The 21,562-nt window shown below is 67.1% G+C and carries 19 protein-coding genes; 14 read left to right on the top strand and 5 right to left on the bottom strand.

What is annotated here, in order from left to right; translation table 11 throughout:
- Nucleotides 1-67 precede the first annotated feature (67 nt).
- The 4 genes from fliD to O9Y01_RS21935 form a co-directional block, all read right to left on the bottom strand.
- Nucleotides 68-1,471 (bottom strand): flagellar filament capping protein FliD, encoded by a 1,404-nt coding sequence (gene fliD / locus O9Y01_RS21920; RefSeq protein ID WP_269633787.1) that lies wholly within the window; start codon nt 1,469-1,471, stop codon nt 68-70.
- Nucleotides 1,472-1,623: 152 nt separating this feature from the next.
- Nucleotides 1,624-2,538, bottom strand: a complete 915-nt coding sequence (locus O9Y01_RS21925) for a flagellin N-terminal helical domain-containing protein (RefSeq protein ID WP_269633788.1) — start codon at nt 2,536-2,538, stop codon at nt 1,624-1,626.
- A 306-nt stretch (nt 2,539-2,844) separates the two neighbouring features.
- Entirely contained in the window at nt 2,845-3,759 is a 915-nt protein-coding gene (locus O9Y01_RS21930; protein WP_269633789.1) for a flagellin N-terminal helical domain-containing protein, read from the bottom strand.
- 350 nt (nt 3,760-4,109) lie between these two features.
- Nucleotides 4,110-5,018 (bottom strand): flagellin N-terminal helical domain-containing protein, encoded by a 909-nt coding sequence (locus tag O9Y01_RS21935; protein ID WP_269633790.1) that lies wholly within the window; start codon nt 5,016-5,018, stop codon nt 4,110-4,112.
- A gap of 713 nt (nt 5,019-5,731) precedes the next feature.
- Here O9Y01_RS21935 and O9Y01_RS21940 point away from each other — a divergent pair.
- The 14 genes from O9Y01_RS21940 (at nt 5,732) to O9Y01_RS22005 (ending at nt 19,666) form a co-directional block, all read left to right on the top strand.
- The gene (locus tag O9Y01_RS21940) at nt 5,732-6,223 is read left to right on the top strand and encodes a hypothetical protein (protein ID WP_269633791.1); all 492 of its coding nucleotides are present in this window, start codon (nt 5,732-5,734) and stop codon (nt 6,221-6,223) included.
- A 236-nt stretch (nt 6,224-6,459) separates the two neighbouring features.
- On the top strand, nt 6,460-6,783 hold the full coding sequence (gene flhD, locus O9Y01_RS21945) for a flagellar transcriptional regulator FlhD (RefSeq protein ID WP_183105263.1): 324 nt from the start codon (nt 6,460-6,462) through the stop codon (nt 6,781-6,783).
- Between the two features lie 207 nt (nt 6,784-6,990).
- Entirely contained in the window at nt 6,991-7,527 is a 537-nt protein-coding gene (gene flhC, locus O9Y01_RS21950; RefSeq protein WP_183105262.1) for a flagellar transcriptional regulator FlhC, read from the top strand.
- Between the two features lie 17 nt (nt 7,528-7,544).
- Entirely contained in the window at nt 7,545-8,339 is a 795-nt protein-coding gene (locus O9Y01_RS21955; RefSeq protein WP_269633792.1) for a class I SAM-dependent methyltransferase, read from the top strand.
- 124 nt (nt 8,340-8,463) lie between these two features.
- Nucleotides 8,464-9,324 (top strand): flagellar motor stator protein MotA, encoded by an 861-nt coding sequence (gene motA / locus O9Y01_RS21960; RefSeq protein ID WP_269633793.1) that lies wholly within the window; start codon nt 8,464-8,466, stop codon nt 9,322-9,324.
- A 45-nt stretch (nt 9,325-9,369) separates the two neighbouring features.
- On the top strand, nt 9,370-10,296 hold the full coding sequence (gene motB / locus O9Y01_RS21965; RefSeq protein ID WP_269633794.1) for a flagellar motor protein MotB: 927 nt from the start codon (nt 9,370-9,372) through the stop codon (nt 10,294-10,296).
- 104 nt (nt 10,297-10,400) lie between these two features.
- Nucleotides 10,401-10,793, top strand: coding sequence for a chemotaxis response regulator CheY (cheY, locus tag O9Y01_RS21970; RefSeq protein ID WP_183105258.1), 393 nt, complete (start codon nt 10,401-10,403; stop codon nt 10,791-10,793).
- Between the two features lie 11 nt (nt 10,794-10,804).
- Nucleotides 10,805-11,440 carry a protein phosphatase CheZ gene (locus tag O9Y01_RS21975; RefSeq protein ID WP_183105257.1) on the top strand — a complete coding sequence of 212 codons (636 nt, stop codon included), beginning with the start codon at nt 10,805-10,807 and terminating at the stop codon, nt 11,438-11,440.
- Nucleotides 11,441-11,744: 304 nt separating this feature from the next.
- Nucleotides 11,745-12,923: a flagellar biosynthesis protein FlhB gene (flhB, locus tag O9Y01_RS21980; protein WP_269633795.1), complete on the top strand. Its 1,179-nt coding sequence runs from the start codon at nt 11,745-11,747 to the stop codon at nt 12,921-12,923.
- Nucleotides 12,920-15,010 (top strand): flagellar biosynthesis protein FlhA, encoded by a 2,091-nt coding sequence (gene flhA, locus O9Y01_RS21985; protein ID WP_442952789.1) that lies wholly within the window; start codon nt 12,920-12,922, stop codon nt 15,008-15,010. The genes flhB and flhA overlap by 4 nt, the downstream gene beginning before the upstream one ends.
- A gap of 46 nt (nt 15,011-15,056) precedes the next feature.
- A complete protein-coding gene (flhF, locus tag O9Y01_RS21990) occupies nt 15,057-16,685 on the top strand; it encodes a flagellar biosynthesis protein FlhF (protein WP_269633796.1) in 1,629 nt (542 codons plus the stop codon).
- 37 nt (nt 16,686-16,722) lie between these two features.
- A complete protein-coding gene (locus O9Y01_RS21995) occupies nt 16,723-17,532 on the top strand; it encodes a MinD/ParA family ATP-binding protein (protein WP_269633797.1) in 810 nt (269 codons plus the stop codon).
- Nucleotides 17,533-17,549: 17 nt separating this feature from the next.
- On the top strand, nt 17,550-18,263 hold the full coding sequence (locus tag O9Y01_RS22000; protein WP_269633798.1) for an RNA polymerase sigma factor FliA: 714 nt from the start codon (nt 17,550-17,552) through the stop codon (nt 18,261-18,263).
- Nucleotides 18,264-18,307: 44 nt separating this feature from the next.
- Nucleotides 18,308-19,666 carry a methyl-accepting chemotaxis protein gene (locus O9Y01_RS22005; RefSeq protein ID WP_269633799.1) on the top strand — a complete coding sequence of 453 codons (1,359 nt, stop codon included), beginning with the start codon at nt 18,308-18,310 and terminating at the stop codon, nt 19,664-19,666.
- Between the two features lie 30 nt (nt 19,667-19,696).
- Here O9Y01_RS22005 and O9Y01_RS22010 read toward each other — a convergent pair whose 3' ends face one another.
- On the bottom strand, nt 19,697-21,562 hold the full coding sequence (locus O9Y01_RS22010) for a GGDEF domain-containing protein (RefSeq protein ID WP_269633800.1): 1,866 nt from the start codon (nt 21,560-21,562) through the stop codon (nt 19,697-19,699).

A 21,562-nucleotide genomic window follows, 5' to 3' on the forward strand; every position in this document is an offset into this window, starting at 1 on the left:
TGAGTGGACAGTGTGAATGAAAAAGGCGCCCCGCGGGGCGCCTTGTCAGAGCAGGCCGGACAGCGCCTCAGCCAGAGGACTTGTTGGAGAACTGCTGCGTCACGTAGGCCGACAGGCCGTTGAGCTGCCCCATCTTGGTGTCCAGCGCCGTGTACTGGGCGCGCAGGCGCTTCTCCATCAGGTCCAGGTGGTCCTGCAGGCGGTCGATCTGCTTGTCGTTTTCCTTGATGCGCTTCTGCAGGCCGGTCTGGCCCACGGAGATGGCTCCGTCCGTGCTCAGGTTCTTGCTGGCGAATTCGTTCCACTTCTTGGCAAAACCGTTGTGGCTGGCGTCGGTCAGGTCCACCGCGCTGAAGAAGCGTTTGAGGTCGCCCAGATTGCCCAGGGCCTTGTCCAGCTTGGCGCTGTTGACGGTGAGCGTGCCGTTCTGGCCGGGGTCCAGGCCGATGTCGGCCAGGCGCGCAAAGGCCCCGCCCAGCGTGGTCGAGCCGCCGCTGAGGTTGCGCAGCATCTGCTGCAGCGAAATGGCCTTGGCATCGCCCTGCAGGGTGCCGGCGGTCTTGGTGGCCGAGTCGTACTTGGTCTGGTCGCGCATCAGGTTCATCAGGCCGTTGTAGGCGGTGACGAAGTCCGTGATGGATTTCTTGATGGCCGCAGTGTCCGTGCTGCTGCCGATGTTGACGGCCGTGGTGCTGGTCTTCAGCAGGGTCAGCGTGAGGCCGTCGGCGACGGTGGTGAGGGTGTTGGATTCGGAACTGAGGTCCAGCCCGTCCATGTTGAAGGTGGCATTGCCCGCGCTCTGCTTGAGGCTCATGCCGCCGGCAGCCGGGCCTTCGTAGCTCAGCGCGGCCAGGCTGGGGTCCGAGGCGCTGATCTGGAAGCCGTTGGTCTGCCCGCTGTCACGCGAGCGGATGACCAGGCGCGTGCCCGCGGCATCGCTGACCACGCTGGCCACCACGCCGGCATTGGCTGCATTGAGCTTGTCGCGGATGCTGTTGAGCGTGTCCGTGGCGGTGATGCTGACGTTGATCGAGCTGCTGCCCGACTTGCCGGTGAACACGGGCGGGTCGCCTTCCCAGCTGCCCAGGGCGATGGTCAGCGTCCCCTCACCGACGGTGCTGGTGCCGCTGGCAAACACGCCGCTGGCCACGCTCTGCGCTGTGGCGAGCTGGCTGACGGTGATCACATGGCTCTGCGTGCCGGCACTCGGGCCGCTCACGGTGACGGCGGTGGCGTCCGAGCTGCTGGCCGAGGAGGCGGACCAGGTGGCCGGGTCGCTCAGCTTCTGGGCGGCGGTCTGCATGGCCGACATCGCGGCCTGCATCTGCCCATAGGCCGAGATCTTGGTCTGCAGGCCGGCGGAGGCCTTCTTGATGTTGTTGATGGGTGTCTGTTCGACGGACATCAGCTTCGAGATCATGTCCTCGACATTCAATCCGCTGCCAATCCCCACTGAAGTAATGCTCGCCATGGCATCCTCTCAAAAAGACACTGCCCCAAGCCCTCTTCGGCAGGGTCGGAGCGAACTTTAGGGCTTTTTGCGTTTTTCAGCGCCCGCAGGCCGAGACCGTCTCCCGAAAGCATCGGGAAACCGCCTCGGCCTGCAGGCTGCCGCCTGGTGGCTCAGCCCTTCAGCAGCTGCAGCACCTGCTGCGGGAGCTGGTTGGCCTGCGCGACCATGGCATTGCCGGCCTGCTGCAGGATCTGCGCCCGCGAGAGGCTGGAGGTCTCCTGCGCGTAGTCGGCGTCCATGATGCGGCTGCGGGCGGCGGCCTGGTTCTCCACCGCGACCTGCAGATTGGCGATCACGGCGTCGAAACGGTTCTGCGTGGCACCGAAGGTGGAGCGGGCCAGGTTGACCTGGGCCAGTGCCAGGTCGATCTTGGCCAGCGAATCCAGGGCGCCCTGCGTGCCGCCGGCGTAGACATCGAAGGTCGTGCCGGTGCCGGCCGCGCCCAGGTTCAGGATGTCCGTGGCGGTGGTGTCGATCACCGCCGCCAGCGCGCCGTCATTCTTGCCCGCTGCCGTGGTGGTGGTCAGCATGTCGCTCACCGCCACCTGGATCTGGTCGTCCGTGGTGGCGTTGGCCCCCACCTGGAAGGTGTAGGTCGTCGCCGCGCCGGTGAGGATCTGCGAGCCGTTGAAGGTGGTGTTGCGCACCAGCCGTCCGATTTCGGTCTGCAGCTGCAGGAATTCGTTGTTCAGCGCGGAGCGGTCGTCGACGTTGTTGGTGCCGTTGGCACCCTGCACCGCCAGCTCACGCATGCGCTGCAGCATGTCGCCGATCTTGCCGAGCGAGCCTTCAGCCGTCTGCGCCAGCGAAATGCCGTCGTTGGCATTGCGCACGGCCACCGTCATGCCTCGGACCTGCGTGTTCATGCGTTCCGCAATCGCGAGGCCGGCGGCGTCGTCCTTGGCCGAGTTGACTCGCAGGCCGGAGGACAGGCGTTGCATCGCGACGCTCAGCATCCCCTGAGACATGTTCAGGTTGCGCTGCGCATTCAACGAGGCGATGTTGGTATTGATGGTCTGGGGCATTTGAGCACTCCTGCAAATTGCCGGAGGGTTCGGACCCCGAGGACGCCGATCCGGCGCTCTGCGCGCTCAGGACCGAGGTCTTCGGAGTCGCCCCGCGAAAGGCAGCAGGCCGGAACTGAACCTGACTGCGATCCGGAGGGCTCCGGAATCCACGCCGGGAATTCCTGACGTGTTGGACGAATTCTGAAAGTGCTCGAGCGTCTCCAAACTCCCGATAAAGGGGTGAAACCACCGCCAAAACAAAAGGCAGCACCCCGCCCTGGGCGAGACGCTGCCTTCCTGCGGGGCGCCTTTGCGACGCCGGGATCAGCCGCCGCGCAGCAGCGAAAGCACCTGCTGCGGCAGCTGGTTGGCCTGGGAGACCATCGCATTGCCAGCCTGCTGCAGGATCTGGGCGCGGCTCAGGTTGGCGGTTTCCGAGGCGTAGTCGGCATCCATGATGCGGCTGCGGGCGGCGGTCTGGCTTTCCACCGACACGTTCAGGCTGGAGATCACCGCATCGAAGCGGTTCTGCGCCGCACCGAAGGTCGAGCGTGCCGTGTTCACTTGCGAGAGCGCCAGGTCGATCTTGGCCATGGCGTCCAGCGCACCCTGGGTGGCGCCGGTGTAGACGTCGAAGGTGGCGCCCGTGCCGGCCGCGCCGACGTTCAGGATGTCCGTGTTCGTCGTGTTGATCACCTCGGCCAGGGCCGCGGCATTGGTGCCGGCGCTGGTGGTCGTGCCGGTGATGTCGACGCCGGTGATGGTGATCTGATCGTTGGTCGTGGCGTTGGCGCCCACCTGGAAGGTGAAGCCGGTGGTGCCCGTCAGCACGGGCTGTCCGTTGAAGGAGGTGTTGGCGGCCAGACGCGTGATTTCGCTCTGCAGCTGGGTGAACTCGTTGTTCAGCGCTTCGCGGTCGGTCTGGTTGTTGGTGCCGTTGGCGGACTGCACGGCCAGCTCACGCATGCGCTGCAGCATGTCGCCGATCTTGCCCAGCGCGCCTTCGGCCGTCTGCGCCATCGAGATGCCGTCGTTGGCATTGCGGATGGCCACGGTCATGCCGCGCACCTGGGTGTTCATGCGTTCGGCGATGGCCAAGCCGGCGGCGTCGTCCTTGGCGGAATTGACTCGCAGGCCCGACGACAGGCGCTGCATGCTCACAGAGAGCGAGTTCTGCGACATCGACAGATTGCGCTGGGCATTCAGCGATTGCAGATTGGTGTTGATGATTTGAGGCATGACGCGATCCTTTCAGTACCGATGAATGGAAACCGAGCCCAAGCAGACCAGCGTCGCGGCCGCTTCAGTGACAGTGCGGGCGATGTGCCTGCGCTGCCGGCCTGGTGCGCTCTCGAGAGGAGAGGCGGTGGCCGCTGTCGCTTGTCGCTAACGAGCTGGGACCCGTTGAGAGGGTTATCGGACCGATGTGGATGCGCTTGAGGTCAGACCTTGAAAAGAGGGGCCGCTCAATCACCTGAAAAGCGGGGTGATTGGCGGCCTGTTAGGGTGTTTGCGCTGGCGGGCTTTGCCCTTTGACCTCGACGGTCGTCGCAGCGTTGGAGCTCAGGGCCAGCGGGGCTGGCCCAGGGTCATCGAAGAAGCGACAGCACTTGCTGGGGCGTCTGATTCGCCTGGGCGATCATCGCCGTGCCGGCCTGCTGCAGGATCTGCGCTCGGCTCAGGTTGGCGGTTTCCATGGCGTAGTCAGCGTCCATGATGCGGCTGCGGGCGGCAGACTGGTTCTCCACCGAGACCTGCAGGCTGGAAATCGCAGCGTCGATGCGGTTCTGCGCTGCACCGAAGGTCGACCGTGCCACGTTCACCTGGGCGATGGCCAGGTCGATCTTCGCCACCGAGTCCAGGGCGCCCTTGGTGGCGCCGGCGTAGGCGTCGAAGGTCGTGCCGGTGCCGGCGGCGCCGACGGCCAGGATGTCCGTGTTGGTGGCGTTGGTCACTTCAGCCAGCGCACCGTCGTTCTTGCCGGCGGCGGTGGTCGTGCCCAGCATGTTCAGCCCGGAGATCGAGATGACGTCATTGCTGGTCGCGTTCGCGCCGACCTGGAAGTCGAACGAGGTGGTGGTGGTCAGGGTGGCCTGGCCGTTGAACGTGGTGTTGTTGGTCAGACGGGTGATTTCGCTCTGCAGCTGCGAGAACTCGTTGTTCAGCGCGGTGCGGTCGTCCGTGTTGTTGGTGCCGTTGGCCGACTGCACGGCCAGTTCACGCATGCGCTGCAGCATGTCGTTGACCTTGCCCAGTGCGCCTTCAGCCGTCTGCGCCAGGGAGATGCCGTCGTTGGCATTGCGGATGGCCACATTCATCCCCTTGACCTGGGAATTCATGCGTTCCGCGATGGCCAGACCGGCGGCATCGTCACGGGCAGAGTTGACTCGCAGGCCAGAGGACAGGCGCTGCATGGACACCGCCAGCGCAGACTGCGCGGTGTTGGCGTTGCGCTGTGCGTTCAGCGACAGCAGATTGGTATTGATGACGGCGGGCATGATGTGCTCCTTTCAGCTTGAAGAACCCCGGCTTAGCGCCGACGTGACTCGGGTGCCCGGGTACTGACACCCGTGCTTGCAGCTCGACAGGCGAACCTGCCGCTCTGCACCGCCCGGCGCTAGTCAACCGTTGAAGCCGGAACCTCGTCTTGCCATCGAGGTGCCCGTTCTCGGCCTCCTAACCGGACCACGGAACCTGTTTCCAGACCCGTTGGAATGGCTATCGGAGCCCCCCAGTCGGAACTTGAGGGCTTTTTGTCAAGACCTGTGATCTTTTGAATAGCCGGGGGACTTGCCGTGCTTTTCTTCGTTTTGAATTCAGGCGGGAGCGGGCCTGGACTGTGAAGAAATGCCGGTCTGGCGTCGGGTGGGGCTGGAGGGACTCGGGCGTCCTTTGCTGAAAGGGAGCCGCGTCGTCGCCGCGGCACAGGTGGAAGAAGGCAAGAGGTGAGCGTCAGGAGCACGCTGCGGGGGCCGCGCCCTCATGCCACTGGAGGCGGGGCCCTGTCTGCTATTTCGGCCCGCGCCGGACGAGGCAGGCGCCGAGATGAAGCCGGCAGACCCCGCTTTTCAAGCCTTTGGAGGGGAGGGGCGATCCCTAAAGTGGGCGCCAACGCGGACGATAAGCCTGCCCCTGCCGGTCAGCGATGGCAGGCCATGCATTGTTTGCGTCCCTTTCAACGGCCCGCACGGCCTATCTGCAGGAGATGCACATGCGTTCGACCCATACTGAAGGCGCGCGCGAGGCCTTGCCCGCCGCCATGATCAATCCCAACCCCGAAGCCCAGTGGCTGCTGGCTCAGGCCCGCAACGCGGCCTTCGCCGAGGCCTCCCGCGGCCGTGTGGGCCAGGGCCTGGCCCTGCTCGCAGGCGCACTGGAGCAGGAGCCGCTGAGCCACGAGCTGCTGAGCGATATGGCCGCCCTGCTGCTGAGCGCCGGTGAGCTGGTGCATGCGGCGCGCTATGCCCGCGAGGCCCTGGTCATCACTCCCCACCATGGCGCGAGCCTCTATACCCTGGGCTTTGCCCTGGCGGGCCTGGGCGAAGAGGCAGCCGCGCTGGAGGTGCTCACCCAGCTGCTGACTGGGCAGGGCCTGATCAGCCTGGAACGCGAGGCTCCCGAGCTGGTGGGTCTGGTGCGCGTTGAACTGGCCCGGCTGCAGGCTCGCGCCAACGAGGCGTCCGGCCTGTCATCCCAAGGCTGACAAGCCCGCCCTCTCAGCCGGCTCCAGGGTCGGCATGCCCCCGAAAAGGCCTCCTGCCCCCGTGCAGCAGGCCTTTCTTCTTTGGTGCGGCCGACAGGCTTGTAGGAATTTGCCTGACAAGCGGCTGAGAAATACCGGGACTTCATCGACGGAAATGGGCTGATGTTTCGTTCCAGTTGTGCTCTTCACAATTCGTCTCACGTTGACACGCAATTGAAGCGACACAGGAGCCCGACATGAATGCCGATCAAATCCTCACCGAGATCCGTGAAGCCAATCTGTCGTACCTGATGCTGGCCCAGAGCCTGATCCGCACCGATCGCGAGCAGGCCCTGTTCCGCCTGGGCATCTCGGAAGAGACCGCGACTCTGATCGCCACCCTGACTCCGGCCCAGATCATGAAGATCTCCTCCGGCAACACCCTGCTGTGCCGCTTCCGCATGGACGACGACCTGGTGTGGGGCCTGCTGACCAGCCATGGCAAGCCGGCGGCCAACGACCATGTGTCCCGCCTGCATGCCTCCATCCTCCTGGCCGGCCGGCACCAGGAAGCCGCATGACATGGGGCCCCCGGTCGCCCGGGTACGGGCGACCACCCCCCGAGGGGGTGCAGTTCATAGCCGCCTGGGGGCGTATATGAACTGCAAGGGGGCCGGCTTGGGGCGGCCCGGCGCCGGCCCATTCAATACGCAGTACGAGCCCGCCGTGGGCGGGATCGAACTGCAGCCTAGATGAACCGAGTAGTTTGAATAGACTGGAGACCAACCATGCGCAGCAAGTCCATCCTGACCGAAGCCCGCCAGATCGAGCGCGCCGTCACCCTGATCCAGCTGGGTGCCCGCCTGCAGGTGCTGGAATCGGAAACGGACCTGTCGTATGAGCGCCTGCTGCGCCTGTACAAGGAAGTCTCCGGCAAGTCGCCGTCCAAGGGCCAGCTGCCCTTCTCGACGGACTGGTTCATGACCTGGCAGCCCAATATTCATGCCTCGCTGTTCCTCAACGTGCATGAATACCTGAACAAGGTGGCCGAGATCGACGAGATCGACACGGTCATCAAGGCCTACCAGCTCTACCTGGAGCAGGTGCAGGCCCAGGGGCTGGAGCCGCTGCTGTCGGTGACTCGCGCCTGGCGTCTGGTGAAGTTCGTGGACAACGGCATGCTGACCATGACCAAGTGCTGCAAGTGCGGCGGTCACTTCGTCACCCACCCGCACGAGATCTCCCGCCATTACGTCTGCGGCCTGTGCAACCCGCCGGCCCGCGCCGGCAAGGGCCGCGCGCAGGGCGCGATCCAGATGCATTGAATCAGGGCAGGGTGGTGATGCAGAAACGATCAGCTGCGGAATCTGCCCTGAACACGCCGCCGGGCGCCGAGCAGGTGCCGCCGGCGGCGCGCGCCTGGACCCGCCGGCTGTGGCCGGCGTCGGCGTTTCTGTGCTGGCTGCTGGGCTGGCTGCTGCTGGCGGCGCTTCAGCCGCTGGGGCCCCTGTGGGCCTTGGTGGGCGCGTTGATGCCGGTCGCGGGCCTGGCCTGGCTGCATGAGCGCCGCTGGCGCCGGTTCATGGTGCTGGGTGGCTTTGCCGCCTCCTTGCTGCTGCACCAGGGGTTGGCAGGCCTGCCGGCCTGGTGCTGGCTGCTGCCTCTGGGGCTGCTGGTCCTGATGTACCCGCGCAGCACCTGGCGTGATGCCCCTCTGTTCCCGACGCCTGCCGGCGCGCTGGCGTCCCTGGCTGCCCATGTCGATCTGCCGCCCCAGGCCCGCATCCTCGATGCCGGCTGCGGCCTGGGCGGCGGCCTGCGCGAGCTGCACCGTTGTTTCCCCGCCGCAGAGATCCATGGCGTGGAATGGAGCCCCTTGCTGGCCCTGGCCTGCCGGCTGCGTCATCCCTGGGCCCGCGTCCGGCGGGCGGATATGTGGGCCCAGCCCTGGGCGGGCTACCAGCTGGTCTACCTTTTCCAGCGGCCCGAAAGCATGGCGCAGGCCGAAGCCAAGGCCCGTGCAGAACTTGAGTCCGGTGCCTGGCTGATCAGCCTGGACTTTCCGCTGCCGGGCACGCCTGCCATACTGAACCAGCCCCTCGCGGGGCGTCATTCCGTTCATGTCTATCGTTTCTGAACCCTCGTCATCGGCCCGGGCCGTGGCTTCTTGGCGGTCTGCCGGGGAGATGGTGCACCGGCCTCGCTCAAGAGCCCGGGCGCATGGCCGATAAGGGCTTCAGACACAGCAGCATTCACACACCATGTTCGTCATCGTCGGCTGGCTCATTGCCATGGGTTGCATCTTCGGCGTGTTCATCGCGCACGGAGGCAATATCGGCGTCGTGCTGCATGCACTGCCCTTCGAGTTCATCACCATCTTCGGGGCCGCCTTCGGTGCCTTCCTGGCCAACAACCAGATGAAGGTGGTCAAGGGCGCCATGAAGGGCCTGGGCATGTGCTTCAAGGGCAGCAAGTTCAGCAAGGCGCGCTACATGGAGCTGCTGGCGCTCATGTACGACATCCTCCAGAAGGCCCGCAAGGAGGGCCTGATGTCCATCGAGAAGGACGTCGAGGACCCGCACAGCTCGCCCCTGTTCCAGAAGTACCCGACGGTGGGCAACGACCACCACGTGACCGAGTTCATCACCGACTACCTGCGCATGATGGTCTCGGGCAACCTCAACGCCCACGAGATCGAGTCCCTGATGGACGCCGAGATCGAGACCCATCACCAGGAAGAGCATGCCGCCGTGGCGGCCCTCAACCGCCTGGCAGGCGGCCTGCCGGCCTTCGGCATCGTGGCCGCCGTGCTGGGTGTGGTGAACACCATGGGCTCGGTGGGCCAGCCCCCGGCCGTGCTGGGCGGCATGATCGGCTCGGCCCTGGTCGGTACCTTCCTCGGCATTCTGCTGGCCTATGGCTTCGCGGAGCCGCTGGCCGGCCTGCTGGAGCAGAAGGTGGAGGACGCCGGCAAGGAACTGCAGTGCATCAAGACCACCCTGCTGGCCAGCATGCAGGGCTATGCGCCGCAGGTGGCCATCGAGTTCGGCCGCAAGGTGCTGTACTCGGGCGACCGCCCCAGCTTCACCGAGCTCGAGAGCCACGTGAAGGGCAAGAAATGAGGCTGAGTTCCTCGATGCCTGCCAACGCCAGGGGAGGGCAGCACCATGGCCGGTGACGCCAAGAAGCTCCAGCCCATCATCATCAAGAAGATCAAGAAGGGCGGCCATGGCGCCCATGGTGGCGCCTGGAAGATCGCCTATGCCGACTTCGTGACGGCCATGATGGCCTTCTTCCTGCTGATGTGGCTGCTGGGCTCCACGACGGAGGGCGACAAGAAGGGCATTGCCGACTACTTCTCCTCGCCACTGAAGGTGGCCCTGAGCGGCGGCTCGGGCTCGGGTGATTCCTCGCACGTGATCAAGGGCGGGGGGCAAGACCTGACCCGCCAGACGGGGCAGGTCAAGGCCGGTGATGTCGACGCCCCGCGCCACACCATCAATCTGCGTGCCCTGAAGGAGGAGCAGCGCCGTGCCGAGCGCACCCGTCTGCAGGAGCTCAAGGACAAGATCAAGGAGGTGCTGGCCAACAACCCCTCCCTGGCATCACTGGGGGGGCAGATCCGTCTCGAAATGACACGCGAGGGGCTGCGCATCCAGATCGTCGACGAGAACAACCGTCCCATGTTCGACAGCGGCAGCGCCGTGGTCAAACCCTATATGCGAGAACTACTTCGCGAACTTGGCGCCGTCCTCGCGGAGGTGCCCAACCGCCTGACGCTGGAGGGGCATACTGATGCTCAGCCCTTCTCGGGGGGCGAGCGGGGATACAGCAACTGGGAGCTGTCGGCGGACCGCGCCAACGCTTCCAGGCGGGAGTTGCTGTCCGGGGGGTTGCCGGAGTCGCGGGTGCTGCGCGTGCAGGGCCTGGCGGCGAGCAAGCTGCTGGAGCCCGACGATCCCCGAAGCCCGATCAACCGCCGGATCAGCATCATCGTGATGAACCGTGATGCGGAAGACGCGGTGCTGAAAAATCTGCCGGACAACGAGGACGAACCGGCCGACAATGCAGCATCAGCGGCCGAGAAACCGTAAAGAAGCGTTGAAACGTCCCGTCGCAGCAGGCCCTCGCCACCGCCGGTCAGGCCCGCTGCAGGAACCAGGTTCGACCAGCCCTCAAGCCCCTTGCGAGGAACGCCATGAGCACTGACATGAAATTTCTGATCGTCGATGACTTCTCGACCATGCGCCGCATCGTGCGCGGTCTGCTGAAGGAGATCGGCTACAACAATGCCGAAGAGGCGGAGGATGGCGTCGAGGCCCTGAACATGCTGAAGAACGGCAAGTTCGACTTTGTGGTGAGCGACATCAACATGCCCAATATGACGGGCTTCGAGCTGCTCAAGGCCATCAAGGAAGACGCCTCGCTGAAGCACCTGCCGGTGCTGATGGTGACCGCCGAAGCGCGCAAGGAAGACATCGTGCTGGCCGCCCAGAGTGGCGCCGCCGGCTACATCGTCAAACCTTTCACCAAGGCGACGCTGGAAGAGAAGGTGCAGAAGATCATGCAGAAGCTGGCCGCGGCCGCTTGAGGGAGAAGGCCATGAAAGCCGAAGATTTCACCAAGCTGGGCGCAGGTACTGACCCCCTGATGGTCTCGCCGGAGGTGTTCCAGCAGCTGGGCACCATCACGCGGGTGCTGCACGACACCATGCAGCAGCTGGGCGTGATGCCCAAGCTCCAGACCGCCACCGACGGCCTGCCCGACGCGCGCAGCCGCCTCACCTACATCGCCAACAAGACCGCCGAGGCCGCCAACAAGGTGCTGAACTCGGTGGACCAGGCCAAGAGCGAGCACGCCAAGATCTCGGCCGCGACGGCGGAGATGGCCAAGGCCATCACGGCGGACCCGGTCAAGGCCGTGGCCTCGGGCGCCGTCTTCAACTTCGTCAAGCAGGTCGAGGACTCCACCGCCCACATCGACCAGCACCTGACGGACATCATGCTGTCCCAGGACTTCCACGACCTGACCGGCCAGGTGGTGGCCAAGGTCGTGACCCTGGCCAATGATCTCGAAGACAGCCTGGTCAAGCTGCTGGTGCAGGTGGTGCCGCCCGAGCAGCGCGAGAAGGTGGATCCCAACATCCTGCAGGGTCCGGTCGTGAATCCGGAAGGCCGCACCGACGTCGTGGCCAACCAGAGCGAGGTCGACGACCTGCTGGCCAGCCTGGGCTTCTGACCCCTAGTTGTCCTCCGGCCCGGCCGGCCACATCAGGTGGCGCCGGACCTTCCACAGCCCGCTGAGTGCGATGCACCGGCGGGCTTTTTGTTTGTCACCTCGACCTTCGCGTTGGCCTTGGCGCGAGGTCCCGGCGACGCTCCAGTCGGCGCAGGCGGCCGGCCCGCCGAATGGGTGCGACGGCGCGTGGCCCGCGAGCCCTGATCACCGCCCCTTTCCCCCCGCTTATCCGGCTTAAGTTCCCCCGTCCGCCGGCCAAGAATGTCGCCATCCCCCGGACCGTCCCGTCCGGTGGCATCACGCCATGGCAGACCAAGACGCACAGGACCGCAACTTACCGGCATCGGCCAAGAAGATCCAACGATCTCGGGCCGAGGGCCAGCTGCCGCGCTCGCGTGACCTGCCGCACTTCGCCATGCTGGTCAGCGCCGGCGCTCTGCTGTCCGCCGGTGCGCCCCAGGCCCTGGACTGGCTGCAGAAGATGATCCAGCACGGCCTGCGCTTCGACGCCCAGCTGCTGCAGCGCCCCGGCTTCATGGGCGAGCGCCTGGGTGAACTCACGATGCAGGCGCTGCTGTTCCTGCTGCCCATCTGCGGTCTGCTGATGGTCGTGGCCGTGGCCGCCAATGTGGCTGCCGGCGGATGGAACTGGACCCTCAAGCCCCTCACACCGCGCTTCGATCACCTTAATCCCCTGCAGGGCCTGGCGCGCCTGTTCCAGTGGCAGCACCTGGGTCAGGCACTCAAGGCTGTGCTGCTGGCCCTGCTGCTCGGCGGCGTGGGAGCCATGGTGCTGCGCGACCGCATCTCGGCCTATGTGGGCATCATGTCCGTGCCCCTGCCCAGCGCCATTGCCTACGCCGGCCAGCAGCTGATGCAGGGCCTGGCCCTGCTGGGCCTGGCGCTGGCCCTGTTTGCCATCATCGACGTCCCGCTGCAGCGCCATCTCTACCTCAAGCGCCTGCGCATGAGCCGCGAAGAGGCCAAGCAGGAAATGAAGGAGATCGAGGGCAACCTCGAGATGAAAGGCAAGATGCGCGCCCGCATGCGCGAGATGGCCAAGCGCCGCATGATGGCTGCCGTGCCCACCGCCGACCTGGTGGTGATGAACCCCACTCACTACGCCGTGGCGCTCAAGTACGAAGAGGGCAGCATGGCCGCGCCCAAGGTCGTGGCCAAGGGCACCGACCTGCTGGCCTTCCGTATCCGCGACCTGGCCAAGGACTCCAAGGTCCCGGTGCTGCAGTCCCCTATGCTCGCCCGCGCCCTCTACGCCCACGCCGAGGTGGACCGCGAGATCCCCGCCGCCCTGTTCGCCGCCGTGGCTCAGGTGCTGGCCTATGTGTACCAGCTCAAGGCCGCGATGGCCGGGCAGGGTCAGGCCCCCACGCAGATGCCGGATCCGCAGGTGCCGCCCGAGCTGGACCCGCACAACAAGCCGCATCGCCCCGCCGATGCCGATCTTCTGGAGGATGAGGCATGAACGCCCTGATGGCTCAACTGCAGGCCATGCTCGGCCCGCGCGCGCAGATCGTCGGCGCCCTGGGCGCGCCCATCGCCATCATCATGATCCTGTCCATGATGGTGCTGCCGCTGCCGCCCTTCGTGCTGGACCTGCTGTTCACCTTCAACATCGCCATGGCTGTGATGGTGATGATGGTGGCGGCCCACATGCTCAAGCCGCTGGACTTCGCGGCCTTCCCCACGGTGCTGCTGCTGACCACGCTGATGCGCCTCTCGCTGAACGTGGCCTCCACCCGCGTGGTGCTGCTGCAAGGCCATACCGGCACGGGCGCTGCGGGCCGGGTGATCGAGTCCTTCGGCCACTTCCTGATCGGCGGCAACTTTGCCGTCGGCCTGATCGTGTTCGCCATCCTCGTGGTGATCAACTTCATCGTGGTGACCAAGGGTGCGGAGCGCATCGCCGAGGTCGGGGCGCGCTTCACGCTGGATGCCATGCCGGGCAAGCAGATGGCGGTCGATGCCGACCTCAACGCCGGCCTGATCGACGAGAAGGAAGCCAAGCGCCGCCGCGCCGAGCTCAGCGACGAAGCGGACTTCTTCGGCTCCATGGACGGTGCCAGCAAGTTCGTGCGCGGTGATGCCGTGGCGGGCATCCTGATCCTCTTCATCAACATCATTGGCGGCTTCATCATCGGCGTGGCCCAGCACGGCCTGTCCGCCGGCCAGGCGGCCGATTCCTACATCCTGCTGGCCGTCGGTGACGCGCTGGTGGCCCAGGTGCCGGCCCTGCTGATCTCCGTTGCTGCCGCCATGGTCGTGTCGCGCGTCGGCAAGGACAAGGACATCGGCACCATGATCGGCCGTCAGGTCTTCGGCTCGGCCAAGAGCCTGTCCATCACCGCCGGCGTCATCGGCATGCTGGGCCTGATCCCGGGCATGCCGCATGTGGTCTTCCTGCTGATCGCGTCCGGCCTGGGCTACCTGGCCTGGTGGCTCAAGCGCAAGGAGCAGCTGGCGCAGGAAGCCAAGGCCGAACAGATGCCGCCTCCGCCGCCCGAAGCCAATGCCGAGGCCAGCTGGGACGACCTGCAGCCCGTGGATGTGCTGGGCCTGGAGGTCGGCTACCGCCTGATCACCCTCGTGGACAAGACCAAGGAGGGCGACCTGCTCTCACGCATCAAGGGCGTGCGTCGCAAGTTCGCGCAGGAGGTGGGCTTCCTGCCGCCGGCCGTGCACATCCGCGACAACCTCGAGCTGCGCCCCAGTCAGTACCGCCTGATCCTGCGCGGCGCCGTCATCGGCGAGGCCGAGGCCTATCCCGGCATGTGGCTCGCCATCAACCCCGGCCATGCCACGCAGAAGCTGATCGGCACCTCCACCACCGATCCCGCCTTCGGCCTGCCCGCGACCTGGATCGAGGAGCGCCAGCGGGAAATGGCCCAAATGGCCGGATTTACCGTCGTTGATTGTTCGACTGTCATTGCCACCCATCTTTCACACTTGATGCAAGTTCACGCGGCCCGTCTCCTGGGTCGTGTGGAGGCCCAGCAGCTGGTGGACCACCTCACCAAGCAGCAACCCCAGTTGATCGAAGACGTGATCCCCAAGATGGTTGGCATCGCCACACTGCAAAAGGTTCTCCAGTTCCTGCTGGAAGAGGGCGTGCACATCCGCGACATGCGCTCCATCGTCGAGTCCATCGCGGAGAACGCCGGCGCCACCAACGATCCCATCGAGCTGGGCCGCCGCGTCCGCGTGCACATCGCTCCGGCCATCGTCCAGCAGATCTACGGCCCCGTGAAGGAGCTGGACGTGATCGCCCTGGAGCCCGAGCTGGAGCGCCTGGTCACCCAGGCCCTGAATTCCCCCCATGGCGCCGCGCTGGACCCCGGCGTGGCCGACACGCTGGCCCGCAGCGCGGCCGAGCAGAGCCAGGCCCAGGAGGATCGTGGCGTGCCCGCCTGCCTGCTGGTGCCGGACCTGATCCGTGCGCCGCTGGCCCGACTGCTGCGCCGTGCCGCCCCGCGCCTCAAGGTGCTGGGCCACAGCGAGATTCCCGAGACCCACTCGATCCGCATCGGATCCATCATCGGAGCAGCCGCATGAGCGCCCGCGCCCTGATGACTGATGCCCTGCCTTGTCTGGAGGCCGCATGAACGTCAAACGCTTCACCGCCCGTACGTCCCGCGAGGCCCTCGCGCTGGTGCGCCAGGCCTTTGGCGACGATGCCGTCGTGCTGTCCAACAAGCCCTGCGCCGGAGGCGTGGAGGTGCTGGCCATGGCCCCCGAGGGCATGAACCAGATCGAGCGCGTGGCCGCCACCGCGCCGCGCGCCGAAGCCCGCGGCCCGGCCCGCGTGCAGGCCCGCCCCGCCGCTGCACCCGTGCCCACCATGGCCGGCAGCGCCCGCCTGGCCCAGCGCGTGGCCGAGCGCAATGAACCCAGCTTCGGCCAGCCCGTGGACGAGGATGTGCAGACCCTGGCCATGAGCACCCTGAGCTTCCAGGACTATGTCCGCGAGCGCATGCTCAAGCGCCGCCAGGCCGAGCTCAACGGCCAGCCCGATCCCATGGACCTGCCCGCTGCGGCCCCCGAGCTGCCCGCCGCCGAAAGCCTGGCCACCATGGCCGCCGCCCGCCAGCAGCGCGCGCAGTCCGCCATGCAGACGCTCAACGCCCGCCGCCTGGACACCCCGGCTGCGCCCGTGGCTGAACCGCCGCGCCGCAACCCGCCCGTGCTGCGCGATGAGATCCGCATCTCCGCCGAGCAGCGCCCCATGCCCCAGCTCTCCGACATGCCCGGCACCGCCCGCCGCGACCAGCAGGACATGATGAACGAGCTGCGCTCGATGAAGGGCCTGATCGAGGAGCGCTTCGGCGCCCTGGCCTTCATGGAGAAGCTGCAGCGCCAGCCCGTGCAGGCCCGCCTGACGCAGCGCCTGCTGGACGTGGGCTTCTCGCCCGCCCTGGTGCGCAAGCTGGTCGAGGGCTGCCCGGCGCATCTGGAGGGCAAGGAAGGCGCAGATGAAACCCAGTGGGCCGCGCAGGTGCTGGCCCGCAACCTGATCACCGACGAGACCAACCTGCCGCTGGAGGAGCAGGGCGGTGTCTTCGCCCTGATCGGTTCCACCGGTGTGGGCAAGACCACCACCACGGCCAAGATCGCCGCCGCCTTCGCGACCCGCCATGGCGCCTCGCAGCTGGGCCTGATCACGCTGGATGCCTACCGCGTCGGCGCCCACGAGCAGCTGCGCGCCTACGGCCGCATCCTCGGCGTGCCCGTGCACACGGCCCATGACCGCGCTTCGCTGGAAGACCTGCTGGAGCTGCTGTCGGGCAAGAAGATGGTGCTGATCGACACCGCCGGCATGGCCCAGCGCGACAGCCGCACCCACGAGCTGCTGGAGATGCTGGCCCACCCCAGCATCCGCCGCATCCTGGTGGTTAATGCCGCCCAGCAGGGCGAAACCATCGAGGACGTGGCCGGCGCCTGGCGCGCCCAGACCTGCCAGGGCGTGGTGCTGTCCAAGATCGACGAAGCCGTGAAGCTGGCGCCCGCGCTGGACACCATGATTCGCCATCGTTTGCGCATTATTGGCGTTGCCAACGGGCAGCGGGTGCCGGAAGATTGGCATCGCCTGTCGGCGACGGCCCTGGTGCAGCGCGCGCTGCGCAGCCAGGCCCACGCCGCTTGGCGCATGGACAGCGCCGATGTGAACCTGATCTTTGCCGGAGGCCCCGCGCTGGCCGCCGTGCAGTCCACGGCCCCGGGCGTGCACTGACCCGCCCCTGAGTCATCGAACCCATCGAGACCACCCCATGCGCGAGCCACCCTTCAGCAAGACCCCGCAAGACCAGGCCGACGGCCTGCGCAAGCTCTTTGCCGCCTCACGTGTCCGCTTCATCCCCGTGGTGAGCAACCCCGAGGTGCTGGACTCCGGCGTGCTGCTGGAAGGCCTGTGCGCCGCCTTCTCCGAGATGGGCCTGCAGACCCTGGTGGTCGATGCGGGCGAGCTGTCCCCGGCAGCCACGGAGATGGCCGCTGTGGACCTCTCGGCCTGTGTGGAACGGCTGTCTCGCCAGGTGAGCTACCTGGCCGCGCGCGGCCTGCCGCTGCGCTACATCAATGCCAACGGGTCCGCTGCCGAATTCCTGCAGGCCCTCAGCGAGGCGGCACCCCAGGCCGATGTGATGATCCTGCATGCGCCGGCCGCCGAGCTGGCCCGCGTGCTCAATTCCCGCGAGCTGCGCCCGGTGCTGCTGGCCGACACCGACGCCCGCAGCGTCACCCACGCCTATGCCGGCATGAAGTGGCTCAGCCAGCGCGCCGGCATCATGGTCTACAGCCTCTTGATGGCCTGCCACCCGCAGCTGCGCCTGGCGGAGCGCATCGCCCAGCAGATCAGCAGCTGCGGCGATGGCTTCCTGGGCGCCGTGCTGCGTGACTGGGCCTGCATGGATCCCCGCACGCCGCCCACGGCCCCGCTGTCGCCCGAAGTGCGGCACCTGGCCCGCGAGCTCCTGGCGGTCGTGCCCCAGGGCTTGGCGCCGGATGCGGCCCAGCAGGCCCGCCCGCTGCGGCCCCTGGTGAATCTCCGTCCGGCGCGGCCGGCGGTGGCCGCCAACTGATGTTGCAGGAGCTGAAGATGTATACCGCCAAAGGCCGCCTCGACAACTCTGCGCTGATCCAGCAGTACAGCGGTCTCGTCCGTCGCCTGGCTCACCAGATGATCGCCAAGCTGCCGGCCAATGTGGAACTGGACGACCTGATCCAGGTGGGCCTGATCGGGCTCACCGATGCGCTGTCGCGATTCGATTCCGCACAGGGCGTGCAGTTCGAGACCTTCGCCACCCAGCGCATCCGCGGCGCCATGCTGGACGAGCTGCGCGGCGGTGACTGGATGAGCCGTGGCACGCGCCGCCAGCAGCGCTCCATCGAGACGGCGGTCCACAAGCTGGAGCAGCGGCTGGGCCGCGCGCCGCATGAATCCGAGATCGCTGCCGAGATGGGGCTCAGCCTGGGCGACTACCAGGACATGCTGTCCAAGGTGCGCGGCACCCAGCTGGTCTACCTGGAGGACATGAGTGGCGAGGAGGGGAGTGATGACTACCTCGATCGTCACGTGGTCGACGAGAGCAACAATCCCATGGCGCAGCTGCAGGACCATCGCATGCGCGAGGCCCTGGTCGCCGCCATCAAGAACCTGCCCGAGCGCGAGCAGTACGTGATGAGCATGTACTACGAGCACGACATGAACCTCAAGGAAATCGCGGCGGTGCTCAAAGTGACCGAATCCCGGGTCTGCCAACTGCACAGTCAGGCCATCGCCCGCTTGCGCGTAAAGCTGCGCGACTGGTAAAACTTCTCCCCAGACGGCCGGGTCCGGCCTGGAGAGGAATCCGCATGAAGTCCTGGTGGCAGTCCGGCTCTCGAGAGCCGGCGCAAACCCCGCAAGCCGCCGAGCCGGCTGGCAAGACTGCAGACGCGCAGGCTCTGGTGCGCTCGCTGGCCCAGCCGGTGTCCAGCCTCGGGCGCGATGCCGCCGAGGTGCGCGGCGCGCTGGAAGACACGCAGAAAGTGGTCGTTGCCCAGCGCGAGGCCATGCAGGCCCTGGGCCACGAATTGCAGCTGGTCCAGCAGGCCCAGCAGGGCATCGCCCTGGCCACGGCAGAATCCATCGAGGCCGTGGCGCAGGCCCGCCTGGCCCTGCAGAACATCGGCGCCGAAGTGGGGGGCATCGTGCAGACGCTGCGCCAGGTCTCGGATGCCGCCTCTGAAATCACCCGCATCGCCCTGCAGACCCGTCTAGTGGCCTTCAACGCTTCGGTGGAGGCCAAGCGGGCGGGCGAGGCCGGCCGCGGCTTCGGCGTGGTGGCCGATGCCGTCAAGGACCTGGCCGCCCAGGTCGAGCAGAGCTCCAAGTCCATCATGGGCACGGTCGGCGCCCTGGATGCCCGCATCGACAGCTTCAGCCGCGAGCTCAGCAGCGAAGGGTGGCAGGCCCATGAGCAGAGCAGCATCCATGCCGCCTTCGGCACCGTGCATGCCGACGTGCAGCGCATCGCCCAGGCCGCCGACCAAAGCCAGCAGACCACCGCCGCCCTCGCGGAACGCGCCGCCGAGCTGGGCGGCGAGGTGGCCCTGGCCCTGCGGCACCTGGAGTCCGCCTTCGCCTGCAGCGACCGATTCCTGCGCCTGTCCGAGGACCTGATCGAGCGCATCGCCTCCTCCGGTGTGCGCGTGGACGACGCGCTCTACATCGAGGGGGCCCAGCAGGCCGCGCAGGAGATCGGTCAGCTGCTGGAAACGGCGGTGAAGCAAGGGCGTATCAGCCTGCAGGACCTCTTCGACGAACACTACCAGCCCGTGCCGGGCAGCAATCCTCAGCAGCACCTCGCGCGCTTCTGCGAGCTGGCCGACCAGCTCTTCCCGCAGGTGCAGGAGCGGCAGCTGAAGCTCTCGGACAAGGTCGTCTACTGCATCGCCGTGGACCGCAATGGCTATGTCTCGACCCACAACCGCCAGTACTGTCAGCCTCAGCGGCCTGGCGATGTGGTCTGGAACACGGCCCACAGCCGTTATCGCCGCATCTTCAATGACCGCACGGGCCTGGCCTCGGCGCGCAACGAGCGGCCCTTCCTGCTGCAGACCTACCGGCGCGACATGGGCGGCGGCCGCTTCGTGCTGCTCAAGGAGGCCTCGGCGCCCATCTGGGTGCAGGGCCGGCACTGGGGCGGCCTGCGCCTGGCCTTCAGCTTCTGAGCCCGCGCCCGCAAGCCCGGGCACCCTGGCTCACTCGACGATGCAGGCGCGGTTCTTCCCCGTGCGCTTGGCCTCGTAAAGGCCTTCGTCGGCGCGGTCCAGGGCCACTTCCAGGGTCTCGCCGGCACGGTAGAGCGTGATGCCGGCCGAGAAGGTCACGAAGACGTCCTTGCCCTCGTGCATGAACAGCGCCGCGGACAGCGAGCGCTGTAGCCGCGTCAGCACCTGCTGGGCCTCGTCCAGGGGCGTGCGGGGCAGCATCAGCACGAACTCCTCGCCGCCATAGCGAGCGACCAGATCGCCGGGGCGCAGCATCTGTGTGACCCGCGCGGCCAGGGACTTCAGGGCCTCGTCGCCCGCGGCATGGCCCAGGCTGTCGTTGAGCTTCTTGAAGTTGTCCACGTCCAGCAGCGCCAGGGCCAGCACGGTGCCCTCGCGTTCCAGCTTGGCCTGCTCGGTGTTGAAGGCCGCCTCCAGCCCGCGGCGGTTGGCGATCTTGGTGAGCTGGTCGGTCTGGACCTCGCTGGAGAGGCGGCGCAGCTCGACCTCCAGCTCATCGACCCGCTTCGAAAGCTCGGAGGCACGCTCGTGCTCGGTGCTCAAGCGCTGCTGCGTGCTGTGGACCAGGGTCTGCACCGTGCGGCTTTCCTCGACCATCTCGCGCACGACGCCGGCCAGGCTCTCGAGCGTGTCGGCCTTTTCGATCACGTCGGCATAGCGGCTGACGTTGCTCTGGAAACGGTCCGTGTGCTGGCCCAGCTGGCCCAGCTCCTCGAGCATGCGGTGGATCAGCAGCTTCAGCGAATCGCGGGCGCGGGCACGCTCGGCCTGCAGGCTCTTCTGGCGCTCGCGCGTGCCTTCCAGCATCTCGCTGACCATGCGCACGCCGCGGGAGCTGAGGCCGGTGTCCAGAGCCTGCGTCATCAGTTCGCACTGGCCTCGGGCCCAGGAGTCATCTTCCGCCAGCTCGACCAGGCTGGCGCTCAGCGCGCGGCAGAGCTCGCCCATCTGGCCGAAAAGATGGTGGCGGTGGTCCAGCATGCGGCGGGCGCGCACGCACAGGGCCTCCATGGACTCGGCGCGCTGCGGCGTGGCGCCCTGCTCGCGCAGGCTGGCCAGGGCCGTTTCCAATTCGTGCTTCAAGGCGTCGGCGCGCTCGTCCATGGCGGGCAGGGCGTGCTGCACGGTCTCATGCAGGCTCTCGCCCACCAGAGGCCAGGCCTGTGGGCCGGCCTCGCGGTCCAGGGCACTGGTGTCCAGCTGGAGTTCGTCTTCGCTGAAGAACTGGCTGGGCGTGCCACCCGGCTCCTCGGCGGCCACCTCCTGCACATCGACGCCGACGTCGCTGGTGTCGCTGTCCCAGCTGGTGAGGAGCTGGCGCAGGCGGTTGAGCAGGCGGTGCGGGTCGCTGCGGTTGGACTCCAGCACGCGCTGCAGGCCGTCCTTCTTGCGGGCCAGGGTCCACTGGCGCCCGCCTCGTTCCAGGCCGCGCACCAGGCGTTCGGTGACGCCGGCCATGCCGTCGGCCAGCACGGCCGGGCCGGCGCTCTGCTGGAAGCGCTCGAGGACGCGCTGGGCCTCGTCCCAGCGTGACTCGCGCAGCATGGCCATGACGTCCTGGCGGGCTTGGATCTCACTGAGCCCCAGGCTCAGCAGGCGCTGGACCACGGGTTGGGCGCGCTCGGGGAGGGTGTCTGCCGCCGCGGCCGGTGCAGCGCTTGCCTCGCTGCCGCCGGACTCGACGAGATAGGCCCGCGCGTAGTTCTCGGGCGTGGGCTCCAGCTTGGCCATGGCCAGGCGGCGCAGTGCGGCCTTGGCGATCAGGGCCGGTGCCTGGCCGGCTGCCGTGGCAGTGGCGGGGCGGGTGGCGGGCGAGGAGGGCGAACGGTCGTCCAT

It is taken from the genome of Pelomonas sp. BJYL3, from assembly GCF_027257975.1.
In the GTDB taxonomy this organism is placed as follows: domain Bacteria; phylum Pseudomonadota; class Gammaproteobacteria; order Burkholderiales; family Burkholderiaceae_C; genus Roseateles_B; species Roseateles_B flavus.

What these genes read in the sequence shown, in the direction of transcription:
- fliD (WP_269633787.1), bottom strand. Translation starts at nt 1,471, where the DNA reads ATGGCGAGCATTACTTCAGTGGGGATTGGCAGCGGATTGAATGTCGAG.
- O9Y01_RS21925 (WP_269633788.1), bottom strand. Translation starts at nt 2,538, where the DNA reads ATGCCCCAGACCATCAATACCAACATCGCCTCGTTGAATGCGCAGCGC.
- O9Y01_RS21930 (WP_269633789.1), bottom strand. Translation starts at nt 3,759, where the DNA reads ATGCCTCAAATCATCAACACCAATCTGCAATCGCTGAATGCCCAGCGC.
- O9Y01_RS21935 (WP_269633790.1), bottom strand. Translation starts at nt 5,018, where the DNA reads ATGCCCGCCGTCATCAATACCAATCTGCTGTCGCTGAACGCACAGCGC.
- O9Y01_RS21940 (WP_269633791.1), top strand. Translation starts at nt 5,732, where the DNA reads ATGCGTTCGACCCATACTGAAGGCGCGCGCGAGGCCTTGCCCGCCGCC.
- flhD (WP_183105263.1), top strand. Translation starts at nt 6,460, where the DNA reads ATGAATGCCGATCAAATCCTCACCGAGATCCGTGAAGCCAATCTGTCG.
- flhC (WP_183105262.1), top strand. Translation starts at nt 6,991, where the DNA reads ATGCGCAGCAAGTCCATCCTGACCGAAGCCCGCCAGATCGAGCGCGCC.
- O9Y01_RS21955 (WP_269633792.1), top strand. Translation starts at nt 7,545, where the DNA reads ATGCAGAAACGATCAGCTGCGGAATCTGCCCTGAACACGCCGCCGGGC.
- motA (WP_269633793.1), top strand. Translation starts at nt 8,464, where the DNA reads ATGTTCGTCATCGTCGGCTGGCTCATTGCCATGGGTTGCATCTTCGGC.
- motB (WP_269633794.1), top strand. Translation starts at nt 9,370, where the DNA reads ATGGCCGGTGACGCCAAGAAGCTCCAGCCCATCATCATCAAGAAGATC.
- cheY (WP_183105258.1), top strand. Translation starts at nt 10,401, where the DNA reads ATGAGCACTGACATGAAATTTCTGATCGTCGATGACTTCTCGACCATG.
- O9Y01_RS21975 (WP_183105257.1), top strand. Translation starts at nt 10,805, where the DNA reads ATGAAAGCCGAAGATTTCACCAAGCTGGGCGCAGGTACTGACCCCCTG.
- flhB (WP_269633795.1), top strand. Translation starts at nt 11,745, where the DNA reads ATGGCAGACCAAGACGCACAGGACCGCAACTTACCGGCATCGGCCAAG.
- flhA (WP_442952789.1), top strand. Translation starts at nt 12,920, where the DNA reads ATGAACGCCCTGATGGCTCAACTGCAGGCCATGCTCGGCCCGCGCGCG.
- flhF (WP_269633796.1), top strand. Translation starts at nt 15,057, where the DNA reads ATGAACGTCAAACGCTTCACCGCCCGTACGTCCCGCGAGGCCCTCGCG.
- O9Y01_RS21995 (WP_269633797.1), top strand. Translation starts at nt 16,723, where the DNA reads ATGCGCGAGCCACCCTTCAGCAAGACCCCGCAAGACCAGGCCGACGGC.
- O9Y01_RS22000 (WP_269633798.1), top strand. Translation starts at nt 17,550, where the DNA reads ATGTATACCGCCAAAGGCCGCCTCGACAACTCTGCGCTGATCCAGCAG.
- O9Y01_RS22005 (WP_269633799.1), top strand. Translation starts at nt 18,308, where the DNA reads ATGAAGTCCTGGTGGCAGTCCGGCTCTCGAGAGCCGGCGCAAACCCCG.
- O9Y01_RS22010 (WP_269633800.1), bottom strand. Translation starts at nt 21,562, where the DNA reads ATGGACGACCGTTCGCCCTCCTCGCCCGCCACCCGCCCCGCCACTGCC.